General features: G+C 59.5%; 29 protein-coding genes. 27 read left to right on the top strand and 2 right to left on the bottom strand.

Annotated elements, in window-relative coordinates; translation table 11 throughout:
- The first annotated feature begins 8 nt into the window (after positions 1 to 8).
- The 7 genes from fghA (at position 9) to rpoS (ending at position 6,022) form a co-directional block, all read left to right on the top strand.
- A complete protein-coding gene (fghA, locus tag HKK53_RS14460; protein WP_169371380.1) occupies positions 9 to 854 on the top strand; it encodes an S-formylglutathione hydrolase in 846 nt (281 codons plus the stop codon).
- A gap of 43 nt (positions 855 to 897) precedes the next feature.
- Positions 898 to 1,371 carry a 2-C-methyl-D-erythritol 2,4-cyclodiphosphate synthase gene (gene ispF, locus HKK53_RS14455; protein ID WP_010462780.1) on the top strand — a complete coding sequence of 158 codons (474 nt, stop codon included), beginning with the start codon at positions 898 to 900 and terminating at the stop codon, positions 1,369 to 1,371.
- Positions 1,368 to 2,426, top strand: a complete 1,059-nt coding sequence (gene truD, locus HKK53_RS14450; protein WP_169371379.1) for a tRNA pseudouridine(13) synthase TruD — start codon at positions 1,368 to 1,370, stop codon at positions 2,424 to 2,426. The genes ispF and truD overlap by 4 nt, the downstream gene beginning before the upstream one ends.
- On the top strand, positions 2,414 to 3,163 hold the full coding sequence (gene surE, locus HKK53_RS14445; RefSeq protein ID WP_169371378.1) for a 5'/3'-nucleotidase SurE: 750 nt from the start codon (positions 2,414 to 2,416) through the stop codon (positions 3,161 to 3,163). The genes truD and surE overlap by 13 nt, the downstream gene beginning before the upstream one ends.
- A gap of 41 nt (positions 3,164 to 3,204) precedes the next feature.
- The gene (locus tag HKK53_RS14440) at positions 3,205 to 3,840 is read left to right on the top strand and encodes a protein-L-isoaspartate(D-aspartate) O-methyltransferase (protein ID WP_173860469.1); all 636 of its coding nucleotides are present in this window, start codon (positions 3,205 to 3,207) and stop codon (positions 3,838 to 3,840) included.
- Between the two features lie 211 nt (positions 3,841 to 4,051).
- A complete protein-coding gene (locus HKK53_RS14435) occupies positions 4,052 to 4,909 on the top strand; it encodes a peptidoglycan DD-metalloendopeptidase family protein (protein WP_169371377.1) in 858 nt (285 codons plus the stop codon).
- Between the two features lie 105 nt (positions 4,910 to 5,014).
- Positions 5,015 to 6,022, top strand: coding sequence for an RNA polymerase sigma factor RpoS (rpoS, locus tag HKK53_RS14430; RefSeq protein WP_008154012.1), 1,008 nt, complete (start codon positions 5,015 to 5,017; stop codon positions 6,020 to 6,022).
- 459 nt (positions 6,023 to 6,481) lie between these two features.
- On the opposite strand, the gene fdxA is transcribed toward rpoS, so the two are convergent.
- Together fdxA and mutS are read right to left on the bottom strand one after the other, a co-directional pair.
- A complete protein-coding gene (fdxA, locus tag HKK53_RS14425) occupies positions 6,482 to 6,805 on the bottom strand; it encodes a ferredoxin FdxA (protein ID WP_008077096.1) in 324 nt (107 codons plus the stop codon).
- Between the two features lie 142 nt (positions 6,806 to 6,947).
- Positions 6,948 to 9,515, bottom strand: a complete 2,568-nt coding sequence (gene mutS / locus HKK53_RS14420; RefSeq protein ID WP_178117486.1) for a DNA mismatch repair protein MutS — start codon at positions 9,513 to 9,515, stop codon at positions 6,948 to 6,950.
- Positions 9,516 to 9,734: 219 nt separating this feature from the next.
- Here mutS and HKK53_RS14415 point away from each other — a divergent pair, with 219 nt between their 5' ends.
- The 20 genes from HKK53_RS14415 (at position 9,735) to HKK53_RS14320 (ending at position 25,991) form a co-directional block, all read left to right on the top strand.
- Positions 9,735 to 10,469, top strand: coding sequence for a LexA family transcriptional regulator (locus HKK53_RS14415; RefSeq protein WP_169371375.1), 735 nt, complete (start codon positions 9,735 to 9,737; stop codon positions 10,467 to 10,469).
- Positions 10,470 to 11,004: 535 nt separating this feature from the next.
- Entirely contained in the window at positions 11,005 to 11,346 is a 342-nt protein-coding gene (locus tag HKK53_RS14410; RefSeq protein ID WP_169371374.1) for a phage holin family protein, read from the top strand.
- Positions 11,347 to 11,392: 46 nt separating this feature from the next.
- Positions 11,393 to 11,905 carry a hypothetical protein gene (locus HKK53_RS14405; RefSeq protein ID WP_169371373.1) on the top strand — a complete coding sequence of 171 codons (513 nt, stop codon included), beginning with the start codon at positions 11,393 to 11,395 and terminating at the stop codon, positions 11,903 to 11,905.
- Positions 11,906 to 11,908: 3 nt separating this feature from the next.
- Entirely contained in the window at positions 11,909 to 12,520 is a 612-nt protein-coding gene (locus tag HKK53_RS14400; protein WP_169371372.1) for a phage baseplate assembly protein V, read from the top strand.
- A 10-nt stretch (positions 12,521 to 12,530) separates the two neighbouring features.
- A complete protein-coding gene (locus HKK53_RS14395) occupies positions 12,531 to 12,863 on the top strand; it encodes a phage baseplate protein (protein ID WP_123405816.1) in 333 nt (110 codons plus the stop codon).
- Positions 12,860 to 13,855, top strand: coding sequence for a baseplate J/gp47 family protein (locus HKK53_RS14390; RefSeq protein ID WP_169371371.1), 996 nt, complete (start codon positions 12,860 to 12,862; stop codon positions 13,853 to 13,855). Before HKK53_RS14395 ends, HKK53_RS14390 begins: the two co-directional genes overlap by 4 nt.
- Positions 13,852 to 14,487, top strand: coding sequence for a phage tail protein I (locus tag HKK53_RS14385; protein WP_169371370.1), 636 nt, complete (start codon positions 13,852 to 13,854; stop codon positions 14,485 to 14,487). Before HKK53_RS14390 ends, HKK53_RS14385 begins: the two co-directional genes overlap by 4 nt.
- Positions 14,488 to 16,383: a phage tail-collar fiber domain-containing protein gene (locus HKK53_RS14380; protein ID WP_169371369.1), complete on the top strand. Its 1,896-nt coding sequence runs from the start codon at positions 14,488 to 14,490 to the stop codon at positions 16,381 to 16,383.
- A gap of 9 nt (positions 16,384 to 16,392) precedes the next feature.
- The gene (locus tag HKK53_RS14375) at positions 16,393 to 16,953 is read left to right on the top strand and encodes a DUF4376 domain-containing protein (protein WP_237150783.1); all 561 of its coding nucleotides are present in this window, start codon (positions 16,393 to 16,395) and stop codon (positions 16,951 to 16,953) included.
- Positions 16,954 to 17,050: 97 nt separating this feature from the next.
- On the top strand, positions 17,051 to 17,233 hold the full coding sequence (locus tag HKK53_RS14370) for a hypothetical protein (protein WP_169371368.1): 183 nt from the start codon (positions 17,051 to 17,053) through the stop codon (positions 17,231 to 17,233).
- A gap of 1 nt (position 17,234) precedes the next feature.
- Positions 17,235 to 18,401, top strand: coding sequence for a phage tail protein (locus HKK53_RS14365; protein ID WP_169371367.1), 1,167 nt, complete (start codon positions 17,235 to 17,237; stop codon positions 18,399 to 18,401).
- Positions 18,401 to 18,907: a phage major tail tube protein gene (locus HKK53_RS14360; RefSeq protein ID WP_169371366.1), complete on the top strand. Its 507-nt coding sequence runs from the start codon at positions 18,401 to 18,403 to the stop codon at positions 18,905 to 18,907. Before HKK53_RS14365 ends, HKK53_RS14360 begins: the two co-directional genes overlap by 1 nt.
- 183 nt (positions 18,908 to 19,090) lie before the next feature.
- Positions 19,091 to 19,672 carry a phage tail assembly protein gene (locus tag HKK53_RS14355; RefSeq protein WP_169371365.1) on the top strand — a complete coding sequence of 194 codons (582 nt, stop codon included), beginning with the start codon at positions 19,091 to 19,093 and terminating at the stop codon, positions 19,670 to 19,672.
- Between the two features lie 128 nt (positions 19,673 to 19,800).
- Complete coding sequence (locus tag HKK53_RS14350; RefSeq protein WP_169371364.1) at positions 19,801 to 21,945, top strand: phage tail tape measure protein; 2,145 nt, start codon at positions 19,801 to 19,803, stop codon at positions 21,943 to 21,945.
- On the top strand, positions 21,945 to 22,328 hold the full coding sequence (locus HKK53_RS14345; RefSeq protein ID WP_123511955.1) for a phage tail protein: 384 nt from the start codon (positions 21,945 to 21,947) through the stop codon (positions 22,326 to 22,328). Before HKK53_RS14350 ends, HKK53_RS14345 begins: the two co-directional genes overlap by 1 nt.
- Positions 22,321 to 22,533: a tail protein X gene (locus tag HKK53_RS14340; protein ID WP_169371363.1), complete on the top strand. Its 213-nt coding sequence runs from the start codon at positions 22,321 to 22,323 to the stop codon at positions 22,531 to 22,533. Before HKK53_RS14345 ends, HKK53_RS14340 begins: the two co-directional genes overlap by 8 nt.
- Before the next feature lie 9 nt (positions 22,534 to 22,542).
- Entirely contained in the window at positions 22,543 to 23,571 is a 1,029-nt protein-coding gene (locus tag HKK53_RS14335) for a phage late control D family protein (protein ID WP_123511959.1), read from the top strand.
- A gap of 160 nt (positions 23,572 to 23,731) precedes the next feature.
- Positions 23,732 to 24,316 carry a phage tail terminator protein gene (locus HKK53_RS14330; RefSeq protein ID WP_169371362.1) on the top strand — a complete coding sequence of 195 codons (585 nt, stop codon included), beginning with the start codon at positions 23,732 to 23,734 and terminating at the stop codon, positions 24,314 to 24,316.
- Positions 24,313 to 24,495: a DUF2635 domain-containing protein gene (locus HKK53_RS14325; RefSeq protein WP_007907211.1), complete on the top strand. Its 183-nt coding sequence runs from the start codon at positions 24,313 to 24,315 to the stop codon at positions 24,493 to 24,495. The genes HKK53_RS14330 and HKK53_RS14325 overlap by 4 nt, the downstream gene beginning before the upstream one ends.
- Positions 24,495 to 25,991, top strand: coding sequence for a phage tail sheath subtilisin-like domain-containing protein (locus HKK53_RS14320; RefSeq protein WP_169371361.1), 1,497 nt, complete (start codon positions 24,495 to 24,497; stop codon positions 25,989 to 25,991). Before HKK53_RS14325 ends, HKK53_RS14320 begins: the two co-directional genes overlap by 1 nt.
- Positions 25,992 to 26,060: the final 69 nt, after the last annotated feature.

The following is a 26,060-nucleotide window of genomic DNA, read 5'->3' as shown; positions in this document are numbered from 1 at the left end:
GGTCGGTCATGAGCCTGGAAAATATTTCCTGCCAGAAAAGCTTCGGCGGCTGGCACAAACGCTATCGGCACCGCTCCGACGTGCTCGGCTGCGACATGGTGTTCGCGGTGTACCTGCCGCCGCAAGCGGAGCAGGGCGGCAAGCTCCCGGTGCTGTACTGGCTGTCCGGCCTGACCTGCACCGATGAGAACTTCATGCACAAGGCCGGCGCCCTGCGCATGGCCGCCGAGTTGGGGCTGATCATCGTTGCGCCGGACACCAGCCCGCGCGGTGCTGATGTGCCGGGTGACCCGGATGGCGCCTGGGACTTCGGGCTCGGTGCCGGCTTCTATCTGAATGCCACGCAGGAACCGTGGTCCCGGCACTATCGGATGCATGACTACGTTGTGCAGGAATTGCCGGCATTGGTCGAAGCGCATTTCCCGGCGTCGGACAAGCGCGGCATCAGCGGGCATTCCATGGGTGGCCACGGTGCACTGGTTTGCGCGCTGCGTAATCCGGGGCGTTATCAGTCGGTGTCGGCGTTTTCGCCGATCAACAACCCGATGGATTGCCCGTGGGGGCAGAAAGCTTTTTCCCGTTATCTTGGGGAGGACCGTTCGAAGTGGCGCGAATGGGATGCTTGCGCCCTGATCGCCGAGGCCGATGAGCAGTTGCCATTGCTGGTCGATCAAGGCGATCGCGACGATTTCCTTGCCACCCAACTCAAACCTGAAGCCTTGCAGCAAGCGGCCAAACTGGCCGGTCATCCGTTGACGTTGCGTCTGCAACCGGGCTACGACCATAGCTATTTCTTCATCGCCAGCTTCATCGACGACCACTTGCAGCATCATGCGCGCGCCCTAGGCGCCTAATGCAGGTAGAATCACGCCCTGACAAAAATCGGGGCGTTTTTTTATGCGTATTGGCCACGGCTATGATGTGCACCGTTTCGCTGAAGGCGATTTCATTACTCTGGGCGGTGTGCGGATTGCACACGGCTTCGGGCTGCTCGCTCACTCCGACGGTGACGTCCTGCTGCACGCCTTGAGCGATGCCTTGCTCGGCGCCGCCGCGCTGGGTGATATCGGCAAGCATTTCCCGGACACCGATCCAACCTTCAAGGGCGCCGACAGCCGCGTGCTGTTGCGTCACGTCGTCGCACTGATCCACGCCAAGGGCTGGAAAGTCGGCAACGTCGATAACACCATCGTCGCCCAGGCGCCGAAAATGGCTCCGCATATCGAATCGATGCGCGCGCTCATTGCCGCGGATCTTCAAGTTGAGTTGGATCAAGTGAACGTGAAAGCTACCACTACCGAAAAGCTTGGCTTCGTCGGTCGCGAAGAAGGCATTGCCGTGCATTCCGTTGCCTTGTTGCTGCGCGCATGAACGAACTGCAACTGCTTGGCCCGCGCGCCTATGGCGAAGCCCTTGGCACCGCGGTACTGAAAGCCACGGCGGAAGATTTCCAGGTTGATGAAGTGCTCAACATCCCGCTCAGTGGCGATGGCGAGCACCTGTGGATCTGGGTGGAAAAGCGCGGTCTGAACACCGAAGAAGCCGCACGCCGGATTGCAAAAGCGGCCGGCGTGCCGTTGAGGACCGTCAGTTATGCGGGCCTCAAGGATCGTCAGGCACTGACCCGCCAGTGGTTCAGTGTGCAACTGCCGGGCAAGGCCGACCCCGATCTGTCGGCGGCGGAAAACGACACGCTGAAGATCCTCAAGACCGGCCGGCACAAGCGCAAGCTGCAACGCGGTGCCCACTCGGCCAATGGCTTCACTTTGCGCCTGACCCAATTTGCCGGCGACAAGGCGGCGATCGAAGAACGCCTGCAACTGATCACCCAGCAAGGTATTCCGAATTATTTCGGTGCCCAGCGCTTCGGCTTTGATGGCGGCAACGTAGTCGATGCCCGCGCCTGGGCTGCGCGTAAAGCGTTGCCGGAGCAGCGCAACGTGCGTTCGCGCCTGCTCTCCACCGCCCGCAGTTTTCTGTTCAACCAGGTGTTGGCGGCGCGTGTCGCTGATGGCAGCTGGCAGCGCGCCCAGGTCGGCGATCTGCTGGCTTTCACCGACAGCCGCAGTTTCTTTCCGGCCGGTGAAGCCGAGTGCAACGATCCACGCCTGGCGATACTTGACCTGCATCCGACCGGTCCGCAGTGGGGCGAAGGTGACTCGCCGACCACGGGCGCTGTCCATGAACTGGAGCAGGCAATCGCCAGCCGCGAAGCAGACTTGCGCGATTGGTTGATTAACGCCGGAATGAGCCACGAACGTCGCATCCTGCGGCTGCCCATTGGTGGGTTGACGTGGCATTATCCCGAGCCTGACATTCTGCAACTGGAATTCGTCCTCCCGGCCGGATGCTTCGCCACCGTATTGGTGCGCGAACTCGTCGATCTGGTGCCGGTGGGGCAGACGGACAGCCCATGCGTATTCTGATTTCTAACGACGATGGGGTAACCGCACCCGGTCTCGCCGCGCTTTATGCTGCGCTGGCGGATTTCACCGAGTGCGTGGTTATCGCCCCGGACCAGGACAAAAGCGGCGCCAGCAGTTCGCTGACGCTCGACCGTCCGTTGCACCCGCAAACCCTGGCCAACGGCTTTATCAGCCTCAATGGCACACCCACCGATTGCGTGCACCTGGGCCTTAACGGCTTGCTGGAGCGCCAGCCGGACATGGTGGTTTCCGGTATTAACCTGGGTGCGAACCTGGGGGACGACGTGCTGTATTCCGGCACCGTGGCGGCGGCCCTTGAAGGTCGCTTCCTGGAGCGTCCTTCGTTTGCCTTTTCGTTGGTCTCACGGCAAATAGAGAACCTTCCCACAGCCGCCTACTTTGCGCGCAAACTGGTCGAAGCCCATGCTGACCTCCAGCTGCCACCGCGCACGGTGCTGAACGTGAATATTCCGAACCTGCCGCTGGACCATATCCGCGGTATTCAGTTGACCCGCCTCGGGCATCGCGCCCGCGCCGCGGCGCCAATAAAAGTCGTCGATCCACGGGGCAAGTCCGGCTATTGGATTGCCGCCTCAGGGGACGCCGAAGACGGCGGTCCGGGAACCGATTTCCATGCGGTGATGCAGGGCTATGTCTCAATCACTCCACTACAACTGGATCGCACCTTCAATGATGCCTTCAGAAGTCTCGATGGCTGGCTGGAGGGGCTGCGTTAATGTCTCGTGAACAAGACGATATGCTGCGTCGCGGCATCGGCATGACTTCCCAGCGGACCCGCGAGCGCCTCATTCAGCGGCTGTATGAAGAGGGGATTTCCAACGCCAAGGTGCTGGAAGTCATCCGCCGTACACCGCGTCACCTGTTCGTTGACGAGGCGCTGGCTCACCGCGCCTACGAAGACACCGCGCTGCCGATCGGCAATAACCAGACGATCTCCCAGCCTTATATGGTGGCGCGCATGAGCGAGCTGCTGCTGGAGGCCGGTCCGTTGGACAAGGTGATGGAGATCGGCACCGGCTCGGGCTACCAGACCGCCGTGCTGTCGCAGTTGGTGGAGCGGGTGTTCTCCGTGGAGCGCATCAAGGTGTTGCAAGACCGGGCCAAGGAACGCCTGGTCGAGCTGAACCTGCGCAACGTGGTCTTCCGCTGGGGCGATGGTTGGGAAGGCTGGCCGGCACTGGCTCCTTATAACGGCATTATCGTCACCGCTGTTGCCACCGATGTGCCCCAGGCACTGCTTGATCAGTTGGCGCCGGGCGGACGCCTGGTGATTCCGGTCGGCTCCGGTGAGGTCCAGCAATTGATGCTGATCATCCGTGAAGAACAGGGCTTTTCCAGGCGTGTTCTGGGAGCGGTACGCTTCGTGCCATTGCTCAATGGGCCACTGGCCTGAGCATTTGTTTTCGCGCGCTGAATTCTCTTCGATCGGCCGTGTCTTACAGCGGCATCGATTGTTTAAACGGATTTCATCGTCAGGCAGCAAACGTGTGCGCGAAGCGATTTCACGTCATTAAAGGTAAAGCCTGTACGGCCCGTTATACTTGCGACATTTCGTGCCGGAACACGGCAATCCACATTTTCAGCCACCACAAAGGGAGCGGCGGGTGAGTCTCACAGTCATTGCGCAGCGTATGGGTACAGCAAGCTTTCAGCGCCTGGTGACTGGCCTTGTCTTGAGCACGTTGCTGGTCGGTTGCTCCAGCACCAAGTCGAGCACCGTTGGCGTGGTGGATCGCAACAAAACCGTAGCCCAGCGTCCGGCCGTCACCACGGGTCAATATGTCGTTCGACCTAAAGACACTCTGTTCTCGATCGCTTTTCGCTACGGTTGGGACTACAAAGCCCTCGCTGCCCGGAACAATATTCCTACGCCATACACGATCCATCCGGGTCAGACGATTCGCTTCGATGGTCGTACCGGTTCAACGCCGACGACAGTCGTAAGCTCGTCAAATTCAACGCCTTCATCGTCGCTGAAAACCACAGTAATCCGACGCCAACCGAATGGCGCAACGACCAGTACAGCGGTGGTTGCACCGTCCGTCGCGAGCAAGCCAGCCCTCGCACCACTGCCTCCTGCAGGTCCGGCCCCGACCGGCTGGGGATGGCCTTCTAATGGCATATTAATTGGAAAATTCTCTTCAAACGGTAGTTTGAATAAAGGAATTGATATCGCCGGGGATTTGGGACAGCCTGTTTTAGCTGCGTCTGATGGGACGGTGGTATACGCCGGGAGTGGCTTAAGGGGCTACGGCGAATTAGTCATCATCAAACACAGCGATACCTACGTCAGTGCTTACGGACATAACCGTAGGCTGTTGGTTCGGGAGGGGCAGCAGGTCAAAGTCGGACAGACAATTGCCGAAATGGGGTCAACGGGTACAGACCGGGTGAAACTGCATTTTGAGATTCGCCGACAAGGTAAGCCTGTAGATCCGCTGCAATTCCTGCCACGTCGTTGATTTGTTGTCAGCCTGTTCCGTCACGTAGAGGGAACAGGCTCCAGCGTTGCCAAGGATAAAGGCGCCGCTTGAGCTTGAGGTCGAACTCACCAAAGGACTATAACAATGGCTCTCAGTAAAGAAGTGCCGGAGTTTGACATCGACGATGAGGTTCTCCTTATGGAGACCGGCATCGGCACGGATTCGATGTCGAATGATGAAGGGGCTGCACCGCCTTCCGTTCGCGCCAAATCCAAACACTCCGCTTCGCTAAAGCAACACAAGTACATCGACTACACTCGGGCACTCGATGCCACGCAGCTGTACCTCAACGAAATCGGCTTTTCCCCACTGCTCTCTCCGGAAGAAGAAGTTCATTTTGCGCGCTTGTCGCAAAGTGGCGATCCGGCCGGGCGCAAACGCATGATCGAAAGTAACCTGCGGCTGGTGGTGAAAATCGCCCGGCGTTACGTCAATCGTGGCTTGTCGCTGCTGGACCTGATCGAAGAGGGTAACCTCGGGCTGATCCGGGCCGTGGAAAAGTTCGACCCTGAGCGCGGCTTCCGCTTTTCGACCTACGCAACCTGGTGGATACGTCAGACCATCGAGCGCGCGATCATGAATCAGACCCGGACCATCCGGTTGCCGATCCATGTGGTCAAAGAGCTCAACGTGTACCTGCGGGCTGCACGGGAACTGACGCAAAAGCTCGATCACGAACCCTCACCCGAAGAAATCGCCAACCTGCTGGAAAAACCGGTGGGCGAGGTCAAGCGCATGCTGGGCCTGAACGAGCGGGTTTCTTCGGTCGACGTCTCGCTGGGTCCGGATTCGGATAAAACCCTGCTGGACACCCTTACCGACGATCGTCCAACCGATCCATGCGAACTGCTGCAGGACGATGACCTGTCACAGAGCATCGATCAGTGGCTCTCGGAGCTGACCGACAAGCAACGCGAGGTGGTCATACGCCGCTTCGGCCTGCGCGGTCACGAGAGCAGCACGCTGGAAGATGTGGGCCTGGAGATCGGTTTGACCCGGGAGCGGGTCAGGCAAATCCAGGTGGAAGGCCTTAAGCGACTTCGAGAGATTCTCGAGAAGAACGGCCTGTCGAGTGAGTCGCTGTTTCAATAAGCGTCCACTCAATGGCAACCAAAAGCCCCGACTGGTTCGGGGCTTTTTGTTGCCTGGGAGAAATCTCGGGTTCGTAGACTCGCGTTGTAAGACTTTGCTTACTCTTTCGTAAGTGTTCGCTATTTTTACAGGTTGGCAGTTGTCTATTTTGACTGCGGCATGATTTTAACTAGCTGTTTTATATGGTTATTTTGTTTTGTTTCGCGCATATGACAAGCCGTTACCTGCCCGAAGGGCGGTTGTTCATGCCGGGGAATTCTCTAGTATCTGGGTTGTGTCGACGGATAGACACGCCCTTCAAGGAAGAGGGGAAAGGACATCGCAGGACGCGGTTCATCAGGACGATGAAAAGGAATACAGGGAATAGGGAAAAAATGTGGGCGGGTCAAACCGCCCCTTTTTTTGCCTGCAGAAAAGCAAAAAGGCCCACAAGGGGCCTTTTCAAGAACGCGGGGTCAATCAGCGTTCGAGGTCTTTGATCTTGCCTTTCACGCCATCCCACTCTTCGGCATCGGGCAGCGATTCTTTCTTCTCGGTGATGTTCGGCCAGATTTCGGCCAGATCAACGTTCAGCTGAATGAATTCCTGCATCTCTTCCGGGACTTCATCTTCGGAGAAGATGGCCACGGCCGGGCATTCTGGTTCGCACAGTGCGCAGTCGATGCACTCATCCGGGTGAATCACCAGGAAGTTCGGGCCTTCGTAAAAGCAGTCCACCGGACAGACTTCTACGCAGTCGGTGTACTTGCACTTGATGCAGTTGTCGGTGACGACGAAGGTCATTTCTAATTTTCTCCTCAGGCGGCGGCAGCGGAGCCCCTTCACGTTGGGGTCGCCAGGTTCGGGAGCGATAGTCTGCTGGCCAGGCTATGAGCCAGCAGCATCCCAAACCGCGCGAGATTCTAACAGCTTGCACGCAAGTGCGTTAGATCCGTGTCTTTAGTGTATAGAGCATTTCGAGCGCACGACGCGGACTCATATCGTCCAGGTCCAGTTTGGCCAGTTCGTCGAGCACCGGATGCGGCAGGCTGGCGAACATGTCGCTCTGCTGCGGCGCGGCCGGTTTGCCTTTGACGGCTTTCGGCACTTCGTGGGGCAGGGCAGTGGCTTCCAGGCGACCCAGGTGCTCGCGAGCACGCACGATCACTTCGCTCGGCACGCCGGCCAATTGCGCAACCGCCAAGCCGTAGCTTTGGCTGGCAGGCCCAGGCAACACATGGTGCAGGAACACGATGCGTTCGTTGTGCTCGGTGGCATTCAGATGCACGTTGGCCACCAGCGGCTGGGCCTCCGGCAACACGGTCAGTTCGAAGTAGTGGGTAGCGAACAGCGTGTAGGCACGCAGGTGCGCCAGGCGCTCGGCAGCAGCCCAGGCCAGGGACAGACCGTCGAAGGTGCTCGTACCGCGTCCGACTTCGTCCATCAGCACCAGGCTGCGCTCGGTGGCGTTGTGCAGGATGTTCGCCGTTTCACTCATTTCAACCATGAAGGTCGAACGGCCACCGGCCAAGTCATCGCTGGAACCGATCCGGGTGAAGATGCGATCCACCAGCGACAATTCGCAACTGGCTGCCGGTACGAAGCTGCCGATGTGCGCCAGCAACACGATCAACGCAGTCTGGCGCATGTAGGTGGATTTACCGCCCATGTTCGGACCGGTGATCACCAGCATGCGGGTATTGTCGTCGAGGCTCAGGTCGTTGGCCACGAACGGCGTGCTCAGCACTTGCTCGACCACCGGGTGACGCCCCTGGCTGATGCGCATGCACGGCTCGTCGACGAAGCGCGGGCAGTTCAGGTCAAGGTTCAGTGCACGTTCGGCGAGGTTGCTCAACACGTCCAGTTCGGCCAGCGCGGCGGCAGTGTCCTGCAACGGCGGCAATTGCGAAATCAAGTCTTCGAGCAACGCTTCGTAGAGCATCTTCTCGCGCGCCAGGGCACGGCTCTTGGCCGATAGCGCCTTGTCTTCGAACGCCTTCAGTTCTGGCGTGATGAAACGCTCGGCACCCTTGAGCGTCTGGCGACGGATGTAGTCCGCCGGCGCCGATTCGGCCTGTTTGCTCGGCAACTCGATGAAGTAACCGTGAATGCGGTTGTAGCCGACTTTCAGGTGCGACAGACCGGTGCGGGCCTTCTCGCGGGCTTCAAGGTCGATCAGGAACTGCCCGGCGTTTTCGCTGAGCGATTGCAGGTCGTCCAGCTCGGCGTCGTAACCGGTTTTCAACACGCCGCCGTCACGGATGACTGCCGGCGGGTTGTCGATAATGGCTTTTTCCAGCAACGCCGCGAGTTCCGGGTAGGTGCTGGTGGTCGCGGCCAGTTGAATGATGTGCGGGGCTTCGAGTTCGGCCATCGCCACTTGCAGCTCGGGCAATGCGCCGAGGGCATCACGCAGGCGGGCCAAGTCACGAGGACGAGCGTTACGCAAACCGATCCGCGCCAGGATCCGCTCGATGTCGCCGATTTCCTTGAGTTGTGGTTGCAGCTTTTCGAAACGGTAGCCGTCGAGCAGGCAAGTGATTGAGGTCTGACGCGCCAGCAACACGGTCAAGTCCCGCAGTGGACGGTTCAGCCAACGGGTCAGCAAGCGGCTGCCCATGGCGGTCTGGCAGCGATCGACCACCGATTGCAGGGTGTTCTCGCGGCCACCGGCCAGGTTGGTGTCCAGCTCCAGGTTGCGACGGCTTGCGCCGTCCAGCACCACGGTGTCGTCCAGGCGTTCATGACGCAGGCTGCGCAAGTGCGGCAGGGCGGTGCGCTGGGTTTCCTTGGCGTAGCTGAGCAGGCAGCCGGCGGCACCGATGGCCAGGGTCAGGTTCTCGCAGCCGAAGCCTTTAAGGTCCTGGGTCGAGAATTGTTGGCAGAGACTTTTCAGCGCCGTATCGCGTTCAAAATCCCACGGTGCCCGACGACGAACCCCGCGGCGTTTTTCCGCCGGCAGGTCCTTCGGCCAATCGTCCGGGATCATCAGCTCTACCGGATTGACCCGCTCCAGCTCCGCCAGCAGGTTTTCCCAGCCTTTGATTTCCAGCACGGTGAAGTTGCCGCTGGTGATGTCCAGCACCGCCAAACCGAACAGACGCTCGTCACCCAGCACCGCCGCGATCAGGTTGTCCCGACGCTCATCCAGCAACGCCTCATCACTGACCGTACCCGGCGTGATGATCCGCACCACCTGCCGATCCACCGGCCCCTTGCTGGTGGCCGGATCGCCAACCTGCTCACAGATCACCACCGACTCGCCGAGCTTCACCAGTTTCGCCAGGTAACCTTCGGCGGCGTGGTAAGGAATCCCGCACATCGGAATCGCCTGGCCCGCCGACTGCCCACGGGCGGTCAAGGTGATGTCCAGCAACTTGGCGGCCTTCTTCGCGTCTTCATAGAAGATCTCGTAGAAGTCACCCATGCGGTAGAACATCAGCTGGTCAGGGTGCTGGTTCTTCAGGCGCCAGTATTGCTGCATCATCGGCGTGTGCGAGGACAGATCGGAGATAGCTTTATTCATCGGAAATCAGGAAAACTCGTTGAAAGGTGTAGGGCAAAGGAGGGGCATCGGCCCGGCTTTTCCGCGATGGGCGCAAGGTTAACATGAGCCGTCTGCCGGACGCAGGCATGAAAGGCCTGAGACCATTGCGCTTTTATTTACGTTTTATGCGCTCTCTATGCAATTCTGCATTTGTTTTCCGGAAAAAGATCAAGCACTATTCGCGTTATGCAAAAACGCAATGTTTCTTCAGTCTTAAGAGCGCTGCTCGATCAGCACGGGATCTCCCCCACGGAGCTTCACCGACGCACCGGCGTGCCTCAATCCACACTCTCGCGCATCCTCAGCGGGAAGATCGTCGATCCTTCGGATAAGCACATCTCGAAGATCGCCGAGTACTTCGCCGTGAGCACCGATCAATTGCGCGGGCGCGCGGATGTTGCGCCGGCCGCCGGTGCCGGGCGCGAGCCCCTACATTCCGAACTCAAGGATATAAGCTTGTGGGACGACGATACCCCTGTCGATGACGACGAGGTGTCGGTCCCCTTTCTTCGCGAGGTTGAATTGGCTGCTGGATCAGGAAGATTCGTCATCGAAGAAAGCGAGCGCTCCAGCTTGCGCTTCGGCAAGCGCAGTCTGCGTCATAACGGCGTGCAGTTCGACCAGGCCAAGTGCGTGACGGTGCGCGGCAACAGCATGTTGCCGGTCCTGCGCGATGGTGCCACCGTCGGCGTGAATGCCGGTAAATGCGGGATTGGCGACATCGTCGACGGCGACCTGTACGCGATCAACCATAACGGCCAACTGCGGGTGAAACAGCTTTATCGTCTACCCTCCGGTATCCGTCTGCGCAGCTTCAATCGCGATGAGCACCCGGACGAGGACTACACCTTCCAGGAAATCCAGGAAGAGCAGATCGTCATCCTCGGTCACGTCTTCTGGTGGGGCATGTACGCCCGCTAACCTAACCGTTACCCGATAAAACCCGCCACCCGGCGGGTTTTTTTTCGCCTGCGCAAAACCACCAACACCTTTGTCTGCGAGGCTTTCATGCGTCAGCGCAAAACAAATGCATAAATAAATGCATTTGCGCATTGACTGTATATGCATCCATGCATATTCTTTGTCTCAAGCCGCTCAACAAAGCGGCTCGAAACGAAGCTCTTTAGTTCCACCACAAAGGCAGCGATGAACCGGCCTCAACGGTTCAGAGGGTTGGCAACTGACCCGGGTGTGCAGCGTAAAGCACCAGAAGCAGTTATCCGGCGGGCAGGGACCGCGGTCGGAAAAACAATTTGAATGGACTCGTACCGCGCCAGTAGCGCCGAAAAGTCAGCTTCCTTTTTTGCTAACAGGATCAAAGGAAGGCGAAGGACCGCATTACTGAAAAGCCCGGTTAATCGCCGGGCTTTTTGGAATGCCTACCTACCGTCAGGCACTTCAAGAGACAAGGTTTGAAATACACACATCACTCATCAATCACCCCAGGAGGCGTGACATGACAAACGAGCAACAAGCGTTGCTGGACATGCCGATCTGGCTTGTCATCGTCCTCGCCCTGGTGGGCGGGGTGTCCGGCGAAATGTGGCGCGCCGACAAGGAAGGCGCTCGAGGCTGGGCGCTGTTGCGGCGCCTGGCGTTGCGCTCCGGGGCCTGCGTGATCTGCGGAGTCTCCGCGATCATGTTGCTGTACGCCGCTGGCGTGTCGATCTGGACCGCGTGTGCGTTTGGTTGCCTCACGGCGATGGCGGGGGCGGACGTGGCCATCGGGCTTTATGAGCGCTGGGCGGCGAAGCGGATCGGTGTCTGCGACCTCCCGCCACGTCCGGATCAACAATAAAACAACGGCGCTGATCTTTGCGTTGCAGGTGAACAGGAGGCCATTAATGTCCGTTGTCATCGAAAAACCTTCGCAGTTTGTTACTGCCATTGCCGAGGCGTTGCGCATCGCCCTTCCCGGCGTGAAGGTCGGCAGCCATCAAGACTTCGACAGCACCGACGATTCGACCCGGGTGCTGATCTCGATCGACCACGATGCGCCGGGCAACCGCGCCAATAACGGACGTATTGCCCATGTCCTGACGGTTTCGTTGCAAGTTGTGTTGCCGACGCCGGGGCCTGAAGTGTGCGACCTGGTCAGCGAGTTGAAAAACCTCGTCACCGACAATCGCTGGAAACTGCCGGCCGATCAATGCGACTTGCCGCAGAACATCGATGGCCTTCCGACCACATCCCTCAGCGGCACACGGGAATACAACGCCTGGACCGTTTTATTCACCCAGACGTTGTACCTCGGGCCATTGCTGCTCGAAGACCCGACGGGCATCCCGAAATTCGCCCGCACCTGGGAGGTGTCAAACATCGACGACCCGGATCAATACACCGCACTCGAGGACTAGCCCATGTTTGACGCGCTGTTACGCATGCAACTGGGCCCGATCATCGAGCGCTTGGCGCAGATGGAGACTGAGCTTGAAGACCTGTATCGACGCGCCGACAGCTTTTGTCGGATCGGCGTGTGTCAGGAAGTCGATGCGGCCAGCAATACCTGCAAGGTCCGCCACGGTGAATTGCTGAGCCCGGCCATCCGTTTTTTCAACCCGAGTGCCGGGGCTCAGAGCGAGTCGCGGATCCCCTCCGTCGGCGAGCAATGCCTGTTGCTGAATCACGGTGGCGGCGAGGGCGGTGGGCAGTCGGTCGCGCTGTTCGGGCTTAACGGTGACCGGTTTCCCCCGGCCTCGACACTGGCGTCGCTGACCCGTCGCCTCTATCAGGACGGCACGGAAAGCGGCTACGACGATGCCAGCCATGTCCTGCACTGGAACAACGGCCCGGCGGCTTTCAGCGGTTCTCGCGAATCCCTTGAGCTGAACATCGGCCCGGCGCGACTGGCGATGACGCCCCAGGCAATTACCTTGCAACTGGGCGCGGTCGGTTTGCTGATCGACGCTGCCGGCGTGCACCTGAGCGGCCCGGTGGTGGATCACCAAGGGCGTGTCATCAGCCCCAAATAAAGGGTTTCCCATGATCGGAATCGATAGAAACACCGGAGCCACCGTCGACGACTGGCTGCAGTTTGTGCAGCGCGCCACCCGCGCACTGACCACGCCGTTGGGCACACGCCAGAAACGACCACTGTATGGCAGCACACTCCCGCAGTTGCTGGGCCAGAACCTCGGCGACGACGTGCTGATCCTGGCCCAGAGCCATGCAGCGCAGGCGTTTTACAACAAGCAGAACGGCATCGACGATTTTGAGCCGCAAGTCATTGTGGCCAGCCGACAGGGCGCGGGGTTGCTGCTGCGCTTCGCCGGCACCTGGAAAAACCGTCAACAGACTTTCGAGGTAGTGACATGAGTATGTTGATCCCCGGCCAGAACCAGTTGGCCGAGCCGGCCATCGTCACCGTCGAAGCCTTTGAGGACTTGCTCGCCGAGTTCAAGACTTTCGTCGTTGAATACGTCGGCGCTCGTTCCCCCGAGAGCGCGACAAAGGTTGTGGTCAGCCTGGAAAACGAAAGCGAATTGCTGACCCTGGCCCTAGAAGCGTTTTGTGTGCGACTGCAAACCCACGAACGCAAATACAACGCCCGCATCAAGCAGATGCTGGCGTGGTGGGCCACCGGCAGCAACCTCGATGCACGCCTGGCGGACATGGGCCTTGAGCGTCAACTGCTGGACCCGGGCGACCCGGCGGCATTCCCGCCGATCCCTCCGGTTTTTGAAAGCGACGACGACGCCCGGTTGCGTTATTACCTGGCGCCCCACGCCCCGGCAGCGGGTTCGCGGATGCAGTATCGCCGGGAGGTTTTTACCCTCGGCGAACGGCCTGCGGTGAAGGTCGAAACCGCTGCGGCGGGCGTGGTGACCGTCACCTACACCTTCGATCCGGACGGCTATGCCGCGCAGGTCAAGGACGGCAACGGACGCCGCACTGCGCCCGGCGAGGTGATGGTCACGGTGCTGGCCCGGGAGGGCGATGGCACGCCGTCCGCAGACCTGCTCGATGGCGTTCGCCAGCATTTCGCCCGGCCTGATGTACGCCCCGAAACCGACCTGGTCACCGTGCAGGGCGCGCAAATCAAGACCTACAAAATCCGCGTCGTGGCGAAGATCAACGCCGGTCCCGATTCGGGGCTGACCAAGGTCGCCGCGCAACAGCAATTGCAGGCCTATGCCGACTCCTGTCATCGCCTGGAAGGGCGGGTGGACCCGAGCTGGATCGACTACACGCTGCACAGCGCCGGCGCGGTTCAACTGCAAATCCTTGAACCGTTGGCGCCGATTGTGACGACGGCGTTCCAGGCCCCGTATTGCACGGGTGTCGAGGTTGAGGTGGACACGTTATGAGTGACGACATACCTCGTCCAAGCCTGTTGCCAGCCAACAGTTCGCCATTGGAACGGGCACTGGATCTCGGTTTCGGCAAATTGCTTGAGCGCATTACGCCGCCGTTTCCGGAGTTGATGAACCCCGCCGAAACACCGTTGGCGTTCTTGCCTTACCTCGGTGCAGATCGGGGTGTCAGCGAGTGGAGTTCCGAAGCGCCAGAAGCTGAGAAGCGCCTGACGGTCGAACTCGCTTGGCCCACCGCACGGCAGGCCGGTACTCGAAAGGCGTTGGAAAACGCCGCCAAAGGTTTGCGGCTCCAACCCGATGTGCGGGCCTGGTACGAACAAACACCACCGGGCGCGCCTTACAGCTTTTCCGTCAGGGCTTTTTCCGAGCAGCCCTACAGCGAAGAAATCGATGCGCGTCTTGATCGACGCCTGGCGGACGCCAAAAGTGAGCGCGACACCTTAAAGGTCTCCGTCGGCCTGAGTGCCTTCGGCAATCACGTCATCGGCGCCGTCACCCTATGCGGCGAGCTGACCACGGTTTATCCGATCGTCATCGAAGGGCTCGAAGCCTCGGGCCAATTCTTTCTGGCCGCCGGGCTCTACACCGTCGAAACCTCCACTATTTATCCTCAGGGGTCCTAAATGGCCGACTACTACACCCTGCTTACCAACGCGGGGATCGCCTACGAAACTGCCTGCAAAGCGGCGGGCCTGCCGATCAAGTTGTCACAGATTTCCGTCGGTGACGGTGGTGGCAGCGTCTACAACCCGGCCGCCACGGCCACCGCACTGAAACGCGAAGTCTGGCGCGGGCCGCTCAATGCACTGTTCCAGGATGAGAAAAATCCGAGCTGGCTGCTCGCTGAAGTCACCATCCCGCCGGACGTGGGCGGCTGGTATGTGCGCGAGGCCGGGATCTGGACCGATACCGGGGTTTTGTACGCCATCGTTAAATATCCGGAGTCGTTTAAACCGGTATTGGCAACGTCGGGATCGGGGAAAGAGTTTTACATTCGCTCGATTTTCGAGACCAGTAACGCGTCGTTAGTGACGCTTCTGATCGATGACACTGTAGTCAAGGCCACCCGTGCCTGGGTCATGAGCTACCTCGCCGAAGAACTCGGCAAACTCGACGGCAAGCAATCGGTTCGCGTTGCCGCAACTGGCAACCTGGTGTTGAACGGTGCGCAACAGATTGATGGTGTCGCGGTTGTTGCCGGCGATCGCGTGTTGCTGACGACGCAGACGTTGGCCAAGGACAACGGCCTTTGGGTAGTTGCCAACGGCGCCTGGGTCCGCACGACTGACGCCAACACCAGCGCCAAGGTAACGCCGGGCCTGACGGTGATGGTTGAAGAAGGAACGGCGAATGGTGACTCGCTGTGGCACCTGACCACCAACGGTCCGATTACGTTGGACGCGACTGCGCTGACGTTTGAGATGTTGGCGGGGCGGACCGGGATTCAGCCTGGCACCTACAAGAGTTTGACCGTTGATAAGTATGGACGGGCAACCGGTGGGGCGAATCCTGAAACGCTGGCCGGATTTGGTATCAAGGACACCTATACCAAGCCTGAAATCGAGGCGCTGATTGCCAAGGCTTCGGCGTTGCCGGTGGGGGCGATTGTCGCGTTCCCGGTTGATACGCCACCGCCGGGGTTTCTTGAGCTGGATAACAGCGTCAAGAGCAGCGCGGTTTATCCCGACTTGAGCGCTTATCTGGCAGGCAAGTTCAATAAGGGGGATGAAGGGGTTGGTAACTTCCGGTTGCCGGAAACGCGTGGCGAGTTTTTGCGCGGTTGGGATCACGGGCGTGGGGTCGATGCTGGGCGTGCGCTGGGCAGTTGGCAGAAAGGCAGCTTGCAGTCCTTCGACCCGTCTAACATCGCCCAAGCCGTTTCCGGCCTCTGGCACAACGTATCATCGGACGCAGGCATAGCGGAGGCTCATGGACTAGATCCATACACCGCATTGGACTATCCCGTCAGTAACTCTGTTTTTACAGCCGGCACGACACCGGTGAACGCTGGTGCTTTAGGTGTTGCACGTCCGCGTAACATTGCGTTGATGTTGTGTATCAAAGCCTGGAACGCTCCGGTTAATCAGGGAAATATTGATATCGCCGCGCTTGCTGCTCTAGCCACCCAGGCAACGGAGATCAAGCAAGGGACAGCCAAGGTCGCAACTCAGACCGCGGTCAATTTGGGTACGGACGATTCAACAATCGTTACGCCTAAAAAGTTGCTTTGGGGCTTTCAGATACTGAAGTCCGGCATCGGCTACTGCGTATTCCCGTCGTGGCTTGGCGGATTCATTATCCAATGGGGTGTGTATAGCGTGGTTTCCACTACGGTTGACCGGGTGGTTGACTATCCGCTCACGTTTCCAACGGCTGCGTTGTCTGCCATCGCAATGAGTGACTACACCCCTGGATCGGGGGCGGTTGGATTTGTTGCAATGGGAGGGGTAACCAGGACAGGCTTCACCGTTCGGTCTTCTGCGGGCACTTCAACAAGATGGTTGGCCGTGGGCTGCTAGGGGAAAGTTATGACTAATAAATACGTTACGTTTGATCAGCACGGTTATATAAAAGAACGTCTTATTCAGGGTGTTTGCGACATTCCTGAAGGAGCGATGAAAATTGATGATGATCTATGGGCGAGGTCTGCAACGGACATAACAGGACGCTGGTGTCTGATAGATGGAGCGTTAACCAAAACTCCATTTCCTGATGTTCAGGTGGATTTTGCAGCGTTGATAGCGGCTGAGCGCTATCAACGAGAAGCGTCAGGCGTTGTTGTCGATGGTTCGACGATTGATACATCGCGAGATGGACAGGCGTTGATTGCAGGTGCAGCCGTCTCGGCCATTCTTGACTCATCTTACAAATGCTCATGGAAAACGGCTGAAGGTTTTGTTGAGTTGGATGCGCCCAGGATTATCTCTATTGCGACGGCTGTTCGTGCCCACGTACAGACTTGTTTTGACCGCGAACTGACATTACTGCGCGCAGTCGAGACGGGTACTTATCGTGACAGCATGTTGACTGAAGGCTGGCCGGATTCATCGCCGCCCGAAAAGACCTCGGTCATCACCCAGCTTCAATAAACGCCCCGCACCGTCGGGGCGTTTTCTTATCCGCTAATTAACACCCAACAGCCCCTTCCTAAAACCAAGGGGCTTTTTCGTCTCTGGAGAAACCCAAATGGCAGAACGCCAAACTTACACCGTCCTCGTCCCGTTCCCCGTCGGGCGTGGTCACTGGTCCACCGCCGGCCAGGAACTCGACCTGCTCGACGTCGAAGCCAATGCACTGCTCAGCGCCGGTCGCCTGGAACTGAAAACATCCACCCAGGCCCAACCGGCCGCTGCCAAGAAGGCTGAATAACATGGCTGAGGTTTTGAACTTCGAGCACAACGGCATTACCGTCAATGCCACTGAATCCCCCGAGGCCATGGGTGGCCTGGGCGACAACGTCATTGGCCTGGTCGGCACCGCGCCGAAAGCCGATCCGCTGATTCCGCGTAACTCCCCGTTCCGCATCAACAGCTTCACCACTCAGGCACTGCTCGATCCGACCGGCGCCGAGTCGGGCACGCTGTACCACGCGGTGTACCAGATCCTCAAAGTGGTGAAGGTGCCGGTCTACGTGGTCATCGTCGAAGAGGGCACCGCCCCGGCCGATACCATCAACAACGTGATCGGCGGCATTGAGCCGGTGACCGGTCGCAAACTCGGCCTGGCTGCACTGAGCGGCGTGCCGGAAGACCTGACCATCATTGGTGCGCCAGGTTTCACAGGTACCAAAGCGGTGGCCAGCGAATTCGCTTCGTTCGGCAAGCGCATCAAGGCCCGCGTAGTGCTCGACGGCAAGGATGCCGCGGTCGCTGATCAAGTGACTTACAGCCAGGAATTGGGCGGTGCGGACCTCGGTTTCGACCGTTGCCTGGTCGTGCACAACATGCCGGCCGTTTACTCCAAAGCGGCGAAGAAAAACGTGTTCCTCGCACCTTCCAGCCTGGCCATCGCCGCACTGGCCAAGGTCAAGCAATGGGAAAGCCCGGGCAACCAGGTGACCTATGCCGAAGACGTTTCGCGGGTCGTGGAATACAACATCCTCGACACCTCCACCGAAGGCGATCTGCTCAACCGTTATGGCATCAGCTATTACGCCCGCACCGTCCTCGGCGGCTTCTCGCTGCTGGGTAACCGCTCCGTCACCGGCAAGTTCATCAGCTACGTCGGCCTCGAAGACGCCATCAGCCGCAAGCTGGTGAAAGCCGGCCAGAAAGCCATGGCCAAGAACCTGACCAAGTCGTTCATGGATCAGGAGGTCAAGCGCATCAACGACTGGCTGCAAACCCTGGTCGCCGACGAAACCATCCCGGGCGGCAGCGTGTACCTGCACCCGGAATTGAACAGCGTCGAGAAATACAAGAACGGCACCTGGTTCATCGTCATCGACTACGGCCGCTACGCGCCGAACGAACACATGGTTTACCAACTCAACGCCCGCGATGAAATCATCGAGCAGTTCCTGGAGGATGTTCTCTAATGTTTACCAACCGCGTAAGACAGGCCATCGCGGCCACCCTGCAAGGCCTGCCGTTGTCGGCGACTGTGGAGAGTTTCGAGCCGCCGAAGATCGATTTCGCAATGGAAACGATGACGGGTGGGCGCTTTATCGGCGAGGACATGGTCAAAAGCGCATCCGTGCTGACGGCCAAGCTGGCCCTGCAAGGCATGGGCCCGGAAGTCATGCTGGCCCTGGGTGTAAAACTGGGTGACGACATCCTGCTGAACGTGCGCGAAGCCGGTCAGGATCAGGACGGCAATACCTGGTTCACCTACCACACCATTGGCGGCAAGCTGAAGTCCTTGGGCGAGTCGGTGGTCAAGATGGCTGATAAGCCGATTACCACGCTTGAATTCACCTGCCGTACTTACAACCGTCTCGAAAACGGCATCCCGGTGATCGACATCGACGTGCGCACCCAGAAGTTCATGCTCAATGGCGTCGACATCCTCGGTGACGCCCGCCGCGCCGTGTTGATGCCGTAAACACTATCCCTGTGGGAGCGAGCTTGCTCGCGATGAGGCCGGCAGATCCAACACTGTGTTGCGTGACCCTCCGCCATCGCGAGCAAGCTCGCTCCCACAAGGGGCTTTGCAATCCCTTTGATCTGCATTCACCAATCGGCATTTACGCAACACCTCCCCATGATCCACCAAGGAATTCATTTCATGTCCTGGACGCCTCCTGTTCACGTCTTGCTGTCGCCGATCACCGCCGACACTCAGGCGCAGATCGAGCAGATTCAGCTCAAACCCTTGTTCTACGCCGCGCAAAAAGAGGCCCTGGCCCATGCCGGTGATGATGAGGACGATCAGTTTTTCGAACTGGCGAAATTGGCCACCGGGCTGTCGGTCAAGGAACTCGACCAACTCAAACGCCCGGACTACGTGAGCATCGCCCAGTACGTGCACGAAATGTCGACCCGCCCGGCTTCTTACTTTCTGGAACAGGAAGGGCAGGGCGATCCATCGGCAGAACCCGATCAAGTACAACTGCTGCAACCGCTCAACGCCGGGGGCCGCAGCATGACTGCGCTGACCCTGGAAATGCCGGTGCTGCGCGCCACCAAGGCGATGAAGAAACTGAAAACCGCCAAGGAACGCGCCGAGTTCATCACCGCCCATTGCACCGGGCTGATGATCCCCGATCTGGACCTGCTGACCGTGCCCGACTGGACACAGCTTCAGATACGCATCGACGATTTTTTAAACAAACCGGCGGACTTCTTTCGGAGCGCGACATCGAAGTAATCCTCGATGTGGTGCCGCTCATTTACCCGGTAAGTGAGGCGGAAATTCTGGAATGGGACGCCGGCAAGGCATTGCGCCGCTACGACATCGCGATCACTCGCCTTGGCGTGAAACAGGAGTAGAGCGGGATGGCAGAGAGTGATTATTCGCTGCACGGTGCGGACATCAATCGCATCGAGCTGCCGCAACTGGGCAGCGCATCTGAAACGCCGGAGCTTGTCGGTTTCGAAGACCCGCTGTCGGGGCTGAACCAGGCTCTGACCACGGCCAGCCTCGATATCCGTCTGTTGGTGGCGGAGCAGGGAAAGCTTCGCGAAACCCTGGCGTCGTTGACCGGTGCACTGTCGACGCAGCAGTCGTTGCTCAAGGCGAATGCATCGGCGCCAGCGCCAGCCAGTGAGGCAAAATCAAAGCTCAAGGCTGAGGTTGACCAGCGAGCACCGCCAGAGGATTTGAGGCCTGCAATCGCGGCACAATCCGCCTTGGTCGACCTGAATCAAAAATTGCATCTGGACCCGGATGAGCTTCAGGAACTGGGCAATGACACCCAGAAGATAGCGGGTGAAAAACGTACCGCCCCCAGCGGCGCAACAGGTGTGCAGCTGTTGCAGGTCCAACAGGCGGCGGTTGATGCACGGGTTCTCAAAGACGTCGAACCGCAGGACAGGAGACAGACGCTGAGGGATCTTGCACGCGACAGCGCCATCATGGCCTCGGCGTTCAAGATCGATATCAAGGAAGCCGGAGCGCTGATGACCGGCTTGCGCACTACGTTGCACCTGGATCGAGAGAAAAGTCTTGAGTTAGGCAACGCGGCCAACCGCCTTGGCGCCAGTCCCGATTTGAAAGCGACGGCGGCAGACATCGGTTCGGTCGTACTGCGCGGCGGCGAGACAGGTCTGGCCGCCGGTATGGCGCCCGAGCAAACGGCGGCGATCGCAGCGGCCCTGCTGAGCGCTTCCGTGGGCAAAGAAGAAGCTGGCGCCTCGTTGAAAACCCTTGGTACTGCGCTCGGTAAAGGTGACAACGCCACGCCAGAGCAGCGAGCTGCCTGGGTGCAACTTGATATCGAACCCGCAGCCCTCGCCAGCAGAATGCGCAAGGATGCACCGGGGGCGATCAGCGATGTGCTGGCGGCTTTGAAGAGCAAGCCGGCCGAGCAACAGACCTTGTTGATCAAGACGCTGTTTGAGGGCGACGAGGGCATCGGCAAGTTGCTGAAGTCGCCTCAGGATCTGAAGACCGCATTGTCTGTGGCGTCCGACAAGGGTGACGGTGACAAGGACTCGATGGCGCAAACCGCCGAAGCTCGAGGGAATACCTCGCAAGCACGCTGGAATGGGTTGGATGCGAGTTGGACACGTCTTGTTACCGGGGTTGGTAACGCAATTGCTCCAGTGACTGACCTCGCGATGCTGAGCGCCGACATGGCGGTCAGTGGTGTGAGTTCGTTGGTTGAAACGTTGCCGGAAGTCACCGCCGCCGTGACCTTGCTCGGTGTTGCGGCCGCCAGTCCGCTTCGTGGCCCCATCCTGAACAAACTGGCGTCGACTGTGTCCACCACCGCCACAGAACTTTTCAAACCGGACGCTGCTATTCAGCCGCCGGGACGTGATGAAAGCGGTGGCCAGGACAAGAAAAAAGTCAGCGACGGTACGCAGGAGAAGGGTGGTAACCCGAAACAGCCGGGAGCCGCTGACGCCAAACCTCCGCGTCCTACGCTACGTAACCGACTGGTTACTTCCAATGCCAGGGCCAAGACTTTCACAGGTCGGCTAGGCGGGCCGCTGGCACTGGCCTACGCGGGTTACAACGGCGTCAAGGCACTGATGGCCGGCGATTACAAAGGGGCTGCAGGCGCTGTCGGTTCGGGTATTGGCGGAGCGGCCGGAGGTTATGCCGGCGCGGCTACCGGCGCGATGATCGGCAGCTTCGTACCGGTCCTGGGCACTGCGCTTGGCGCTGTGGTGGGTGGCCTGGTCGGTTCCTACTTCGGCGGCAAGGGCGGCGAAGCACTGGGTGAGTCCATTTACACCGGGGCTGATCGCCTCCTGTCACCGGACCAGGTCAGCAAAGACCTGACTAACGCCCAAACCAACAATCAGCAAAACACGGTGAACGCCAACATCTACATCAACGGCCTCGATTCACCCAATACCAACGAATTGGCCAACCTGGTCGTGCAACACCTTTCCAACCAGTTCGCAATGATGACAACGACCAATCAACTCGCCGTGCGACGTGACACGGCCCTGACCGATGGGGTGGCTTGATGAGGCAGCAAATGGCACTCGGTACGTTCATTTTTGGCTTGTCGAGCAACTTTGCCTACGACGGTCTGGTGCGCAAGTCGGACGGTGGCTGGGTGAAGGTGGATATTTTGACCAGCAAGCCCAAATCCAGCCAGACCGGTCAAGGCCTGCAAACCCTGACGATCACTGGCAAGGCAATGTACGCGGTGGCCATGGATCGGCTCGACGAATTGCGTGCCCTGCAGGCGCTGCGCATACCTTTGCCGTTGGTCGATGGCATTGGGCGCAACTGGGGTTTGTGGCGCATCGATGATGTGTTGGAAACCCAAAGCTGCGTGATTGATGACGGCACGGCGATGTTGATCACTTGGTCGATTACCTTGGGGGAATACGTCAATGCGTAAGGTACGAACCATCGCCGGTGACTCGGTGAATCTGTTGCTCTACCGCGAAACCGAGCGCTGTGACGACGGGGCTGAAGAAGCGCTGTGGCGCCTCAATCCGATACTGGCCGAGCAAGGCCCTGTACTGCCAGCAGGCGTCTGGGTGGTGCTGCCGGAGCTTGAAACCAGGCCCGCAGCGAAAACGCCGGCAACGGCTTGGGATTAAGGAGGCTGCATGGCAATCGGGTTTACGCCAGCGATAAAAATCTACGGGGCCAACGCGACCCTGATCAATCAGCGTCTGATCAGTTGGGAGCACATCGATACCGCCGGTATTGAGTCCGATCAACTGACGTTGGTGCTCGATCTGGAAGGTCTTGAAGGGCTGCCGAGCCTGGGTGGCAAAATCGGTTTGTGCGTGGGTTATCTGGAATCCGGGCTGGTGGATAAAGGCCAGTTTGTGGTGGCCCGGCGTACGCCGACACTGTTTCCGTTTCGCGTGTCGCTGGTGGCGACCGCCGCGCCGTTCAGTGCGGCGGACGAGAGCGGATTTCAGCAGCGCCGTTCGGCCAGTCATGGCCCGACGACCCTCGGTGCGTTGTTTCGCCAACTGACGGCCAAATACGGTTTTTCGCCGAGGGTGGATCCGTCAGTGTCGCTGATAAAGATCGCGCATATCGACCAGTCGAATGAAACCGACATGGGCTTCATCTCGCGCTTGGCGACCAAGTATGGCGCCATCGCCAAACCCTTTAATGAGCTGTATGTGCTAGCGCGGCCGGGCCAGCTCAAATCGTTGTCGGGCAAGGTATTGGCGGACGTAAGACTGTCGGTTACGCACAACAATCGCCCCGGCGACCATGCGTTCATCACCGCGACCCTTGATGATTCCGCCAAGGCCAAAACCCAGGGCTGCCAGATCAGTTGGTGGGACGCTGCAGCCGGTTTGCTGCAGATGGTTGAAACCGGGCTCGCGCCGTTCAAGACCCTGCGCCTGAATTGCCAGAACGCAGAAGAAGCGCAGGCGATTGGCGAAGGTGAAGTGCGCAAAATGGGCCGTGAAAAGCTCAAGGTGAAAATCAGCTGTCCGGGCAATCCAGACTTCTCGGCTGAAGGGCTGGTCCTGCTGGACGACACTTGGCCGGACTTTATGCGTGGGCGCTGGTCGATCGACAAAGTCACCGCCAGCGGCGACCGCACCAGCAGCTATCGCTGCATGATCGACGCGACGTGCATCGATCCCGGAGCTGAAGCCATCGTCTGATCAAACCCCACACCAATTCACAGAACCCTGTGGGAGCGAGCCTGCTCGCGAAGACGCCAGCACATTCACCAACAATGCCGCCTGACCCACCGCTTTCGCGAGCAAGCCTGCTCCCACAGTTATCTACCTGGCAATTTCAATAAAACCCTGGAGCGCCCTCATGAAGATCACTCCGATCCTCACGCAACTGCGTGCCCAATGCCCAACCCTTGCCAATCGCATCGCGGCCGGCATCGACCTCACCACCCTGCAAGCCAACACCCCACTCACAACCCCTTGCGCCTACATCGTCCCCCTCGCCGATGTCGCCAGCAAAAGCCTCGCGCAGAACCTGGCGCTGCAACCCATCCGCGACCGCTTCGAAGTGACCCTGGTGCTCGACACCACAGACGCTACAAAAGCGCTGGATCTGTTGCACGACCTGCGCGCCGAACTGTGGCGCGCGCTGGTGGGTTTCAAGCCCGGCACGGACTACGACGCCATCGAATACGACGGCGGTGAATTGCTTTCCATCAACGCCAGCCGCGCGTTGTATCGCCTGCGCTTTTTCGCCGAATTTCAGCTCGGCCGCAATCTGCCCAATCAACCGGCAGAGAGTTGGCACGAGCGTGAACTGGACGGTCTGTCGTCCTTTACCGGGGTCACGGTGCGGGTCGATGCCATCGACCCGGCCGATCCCAATCTGAAACGCCCAGGCCCCGACGGGCGCCTGGAACTGACTTTCTCTGGAGATGTAACCCCATGAGCAAACGCATCACCGTGCTGCCGGCCCCAGGCCGTGTCGTGCCGGACCCGGAAGCGGGCGATCTGTTGCCCCTCGAGGGCCGTGAAGTGCCGGATAACGCCTGGTGGCGTCGACGTCTGGCCGATGGCGATATCACTACCAAAGCCGTGAAAGCGGCCAAACCACAGGGAGCCAAATAATGGCGATCGGATTCAGTAACATCCCCGCGGACATTCGTGTTCCGCTGTTCTACGCCGAGATGGACAACTCGGCCGCCAATAGCGCGTCGTCGGCCATGCGCCGGTTGATCGTCGCTCAGGTCAACGACAACATCGCTCCGGCCGACGTCGGCAAACTGGTGCTGGTGTCCAGCGTCGCGCTGGCCAAAAGCATCGGCGGCCAAGGCTCGATGCTCGCCTCGATGTACGAAACCTGGCGCAAGACCGACCCGATCGGCGAGATCTGGTGCCTGCCGCTGCACAACACCACTGGCAGCATCGCCAAAGGTGTGGTGACCCTGACGGGCGCAGCGACCCAGAGCGGCGTGCTTAACCTGTACGTCGGCGGTGTTCGTGTTCAAGCGTCCGTCGTCAGCGGTTTCACGGCGGCCCAAGCGGCCAGCGCACTGGCGCTGAAAATCAACGCTTCTGCCGATCTGCCGGTGTCCGCGGTTGCGGCCGAAGGCGTCGTGACCCTGAGCGCCAAATGGACCGGCGACAGCGGCAACGACATCAGCCTGCAATTCAATCGCCTGGGCAAGAGCAACGGCGAAGAGACCCCGGCCGGCCTGACCTCGGCTGTGACCGCCATGACTGGCGGCGTCGGTGTACCGGATCAAGTGGCTGCCGTTGCGGCATTGGGTGATGAACCGTTCGAGTTCATCTGCATGCCGTTCTCGGACCTGAGCACCCTCAACACCTGGCAAGCCGTCATGGATGACAGCACCGGTCGTTGGTCGTGGGCCAAGCAATTGTTCGGTCACGTCTACAGCGCCAAGCGCGGCACCATCGGCACGTTGGTTGCCGCTGGCCAGGCGCGCAACGATCAGCACATGACCATCCAGGCGCTGGAACCGGGTGTGCCGCAACCGTTCTGGGTCCAGGCCGCTGCACTGGCCGCGCGCACTTCGGTGTTCATCTCGGCTGACGCCAGCCGCCCGACCCAAAGCGGCAGCCTGCCTGGTCTCGACCCGGCGCCGGCCAGCGAACGCTTCACCCTGACCGAGCGTCAGTCGCTGCTTAACTACGGTATCGCCACCGCGTACTACGAAGGCGGTTACGTGCGCATTCAGCGTTCGATCACCACCTATCAAAAGAACGCTTATGGTCAGGCTGACAACTCCTACCTGGACAGCGAAACCATGCACCAGTCGGCGTTCATCGTGCGTCGCCTGCAAAGCGTGATCACCAGCAAGTACGGTCGCCACAAGTTGGCCTCCGACGGCACCCGTTTCGGCGCCGGCCAGCCGATCGTCACCCCGAGCACCATTCGCGGTGAGCTGATTGCCCAGTACGCCAAGCTCGAACTGGAAGGCCACGTGGAAAACGCCGAGCTGTTCGCCGAGCACCTGATCGTCGAGCGCGACGTGCAGGACCCGAGCCGAGTCAACGTGCTGTTCCCGCCGGATTACATCAACGGCCTGCGTGTGTTCGCACTGCTCAACCAATTCCGTCTGCAGTACGACGACGCCGCTTAAAAGCCTGCTCCTTGAATGTAAGGAACGTGTGATTTCAGCCCACTTTGCGTGGGCTTTTTATTTGAAGGG

Origin of the sequence: Pseudomonas sp. ADAK7 (genome assembly GCF_012935675.1) — a bacterium.
Lineage (GTDB): Bacteria > Pseudomonadota > Gammaproteobacteria > Pseudomonadales > Pseudomonadaceae > Aquipseudomonas.
This window is presented reverse-complemented; position numbering and strand designations above follow the sequence as displayed.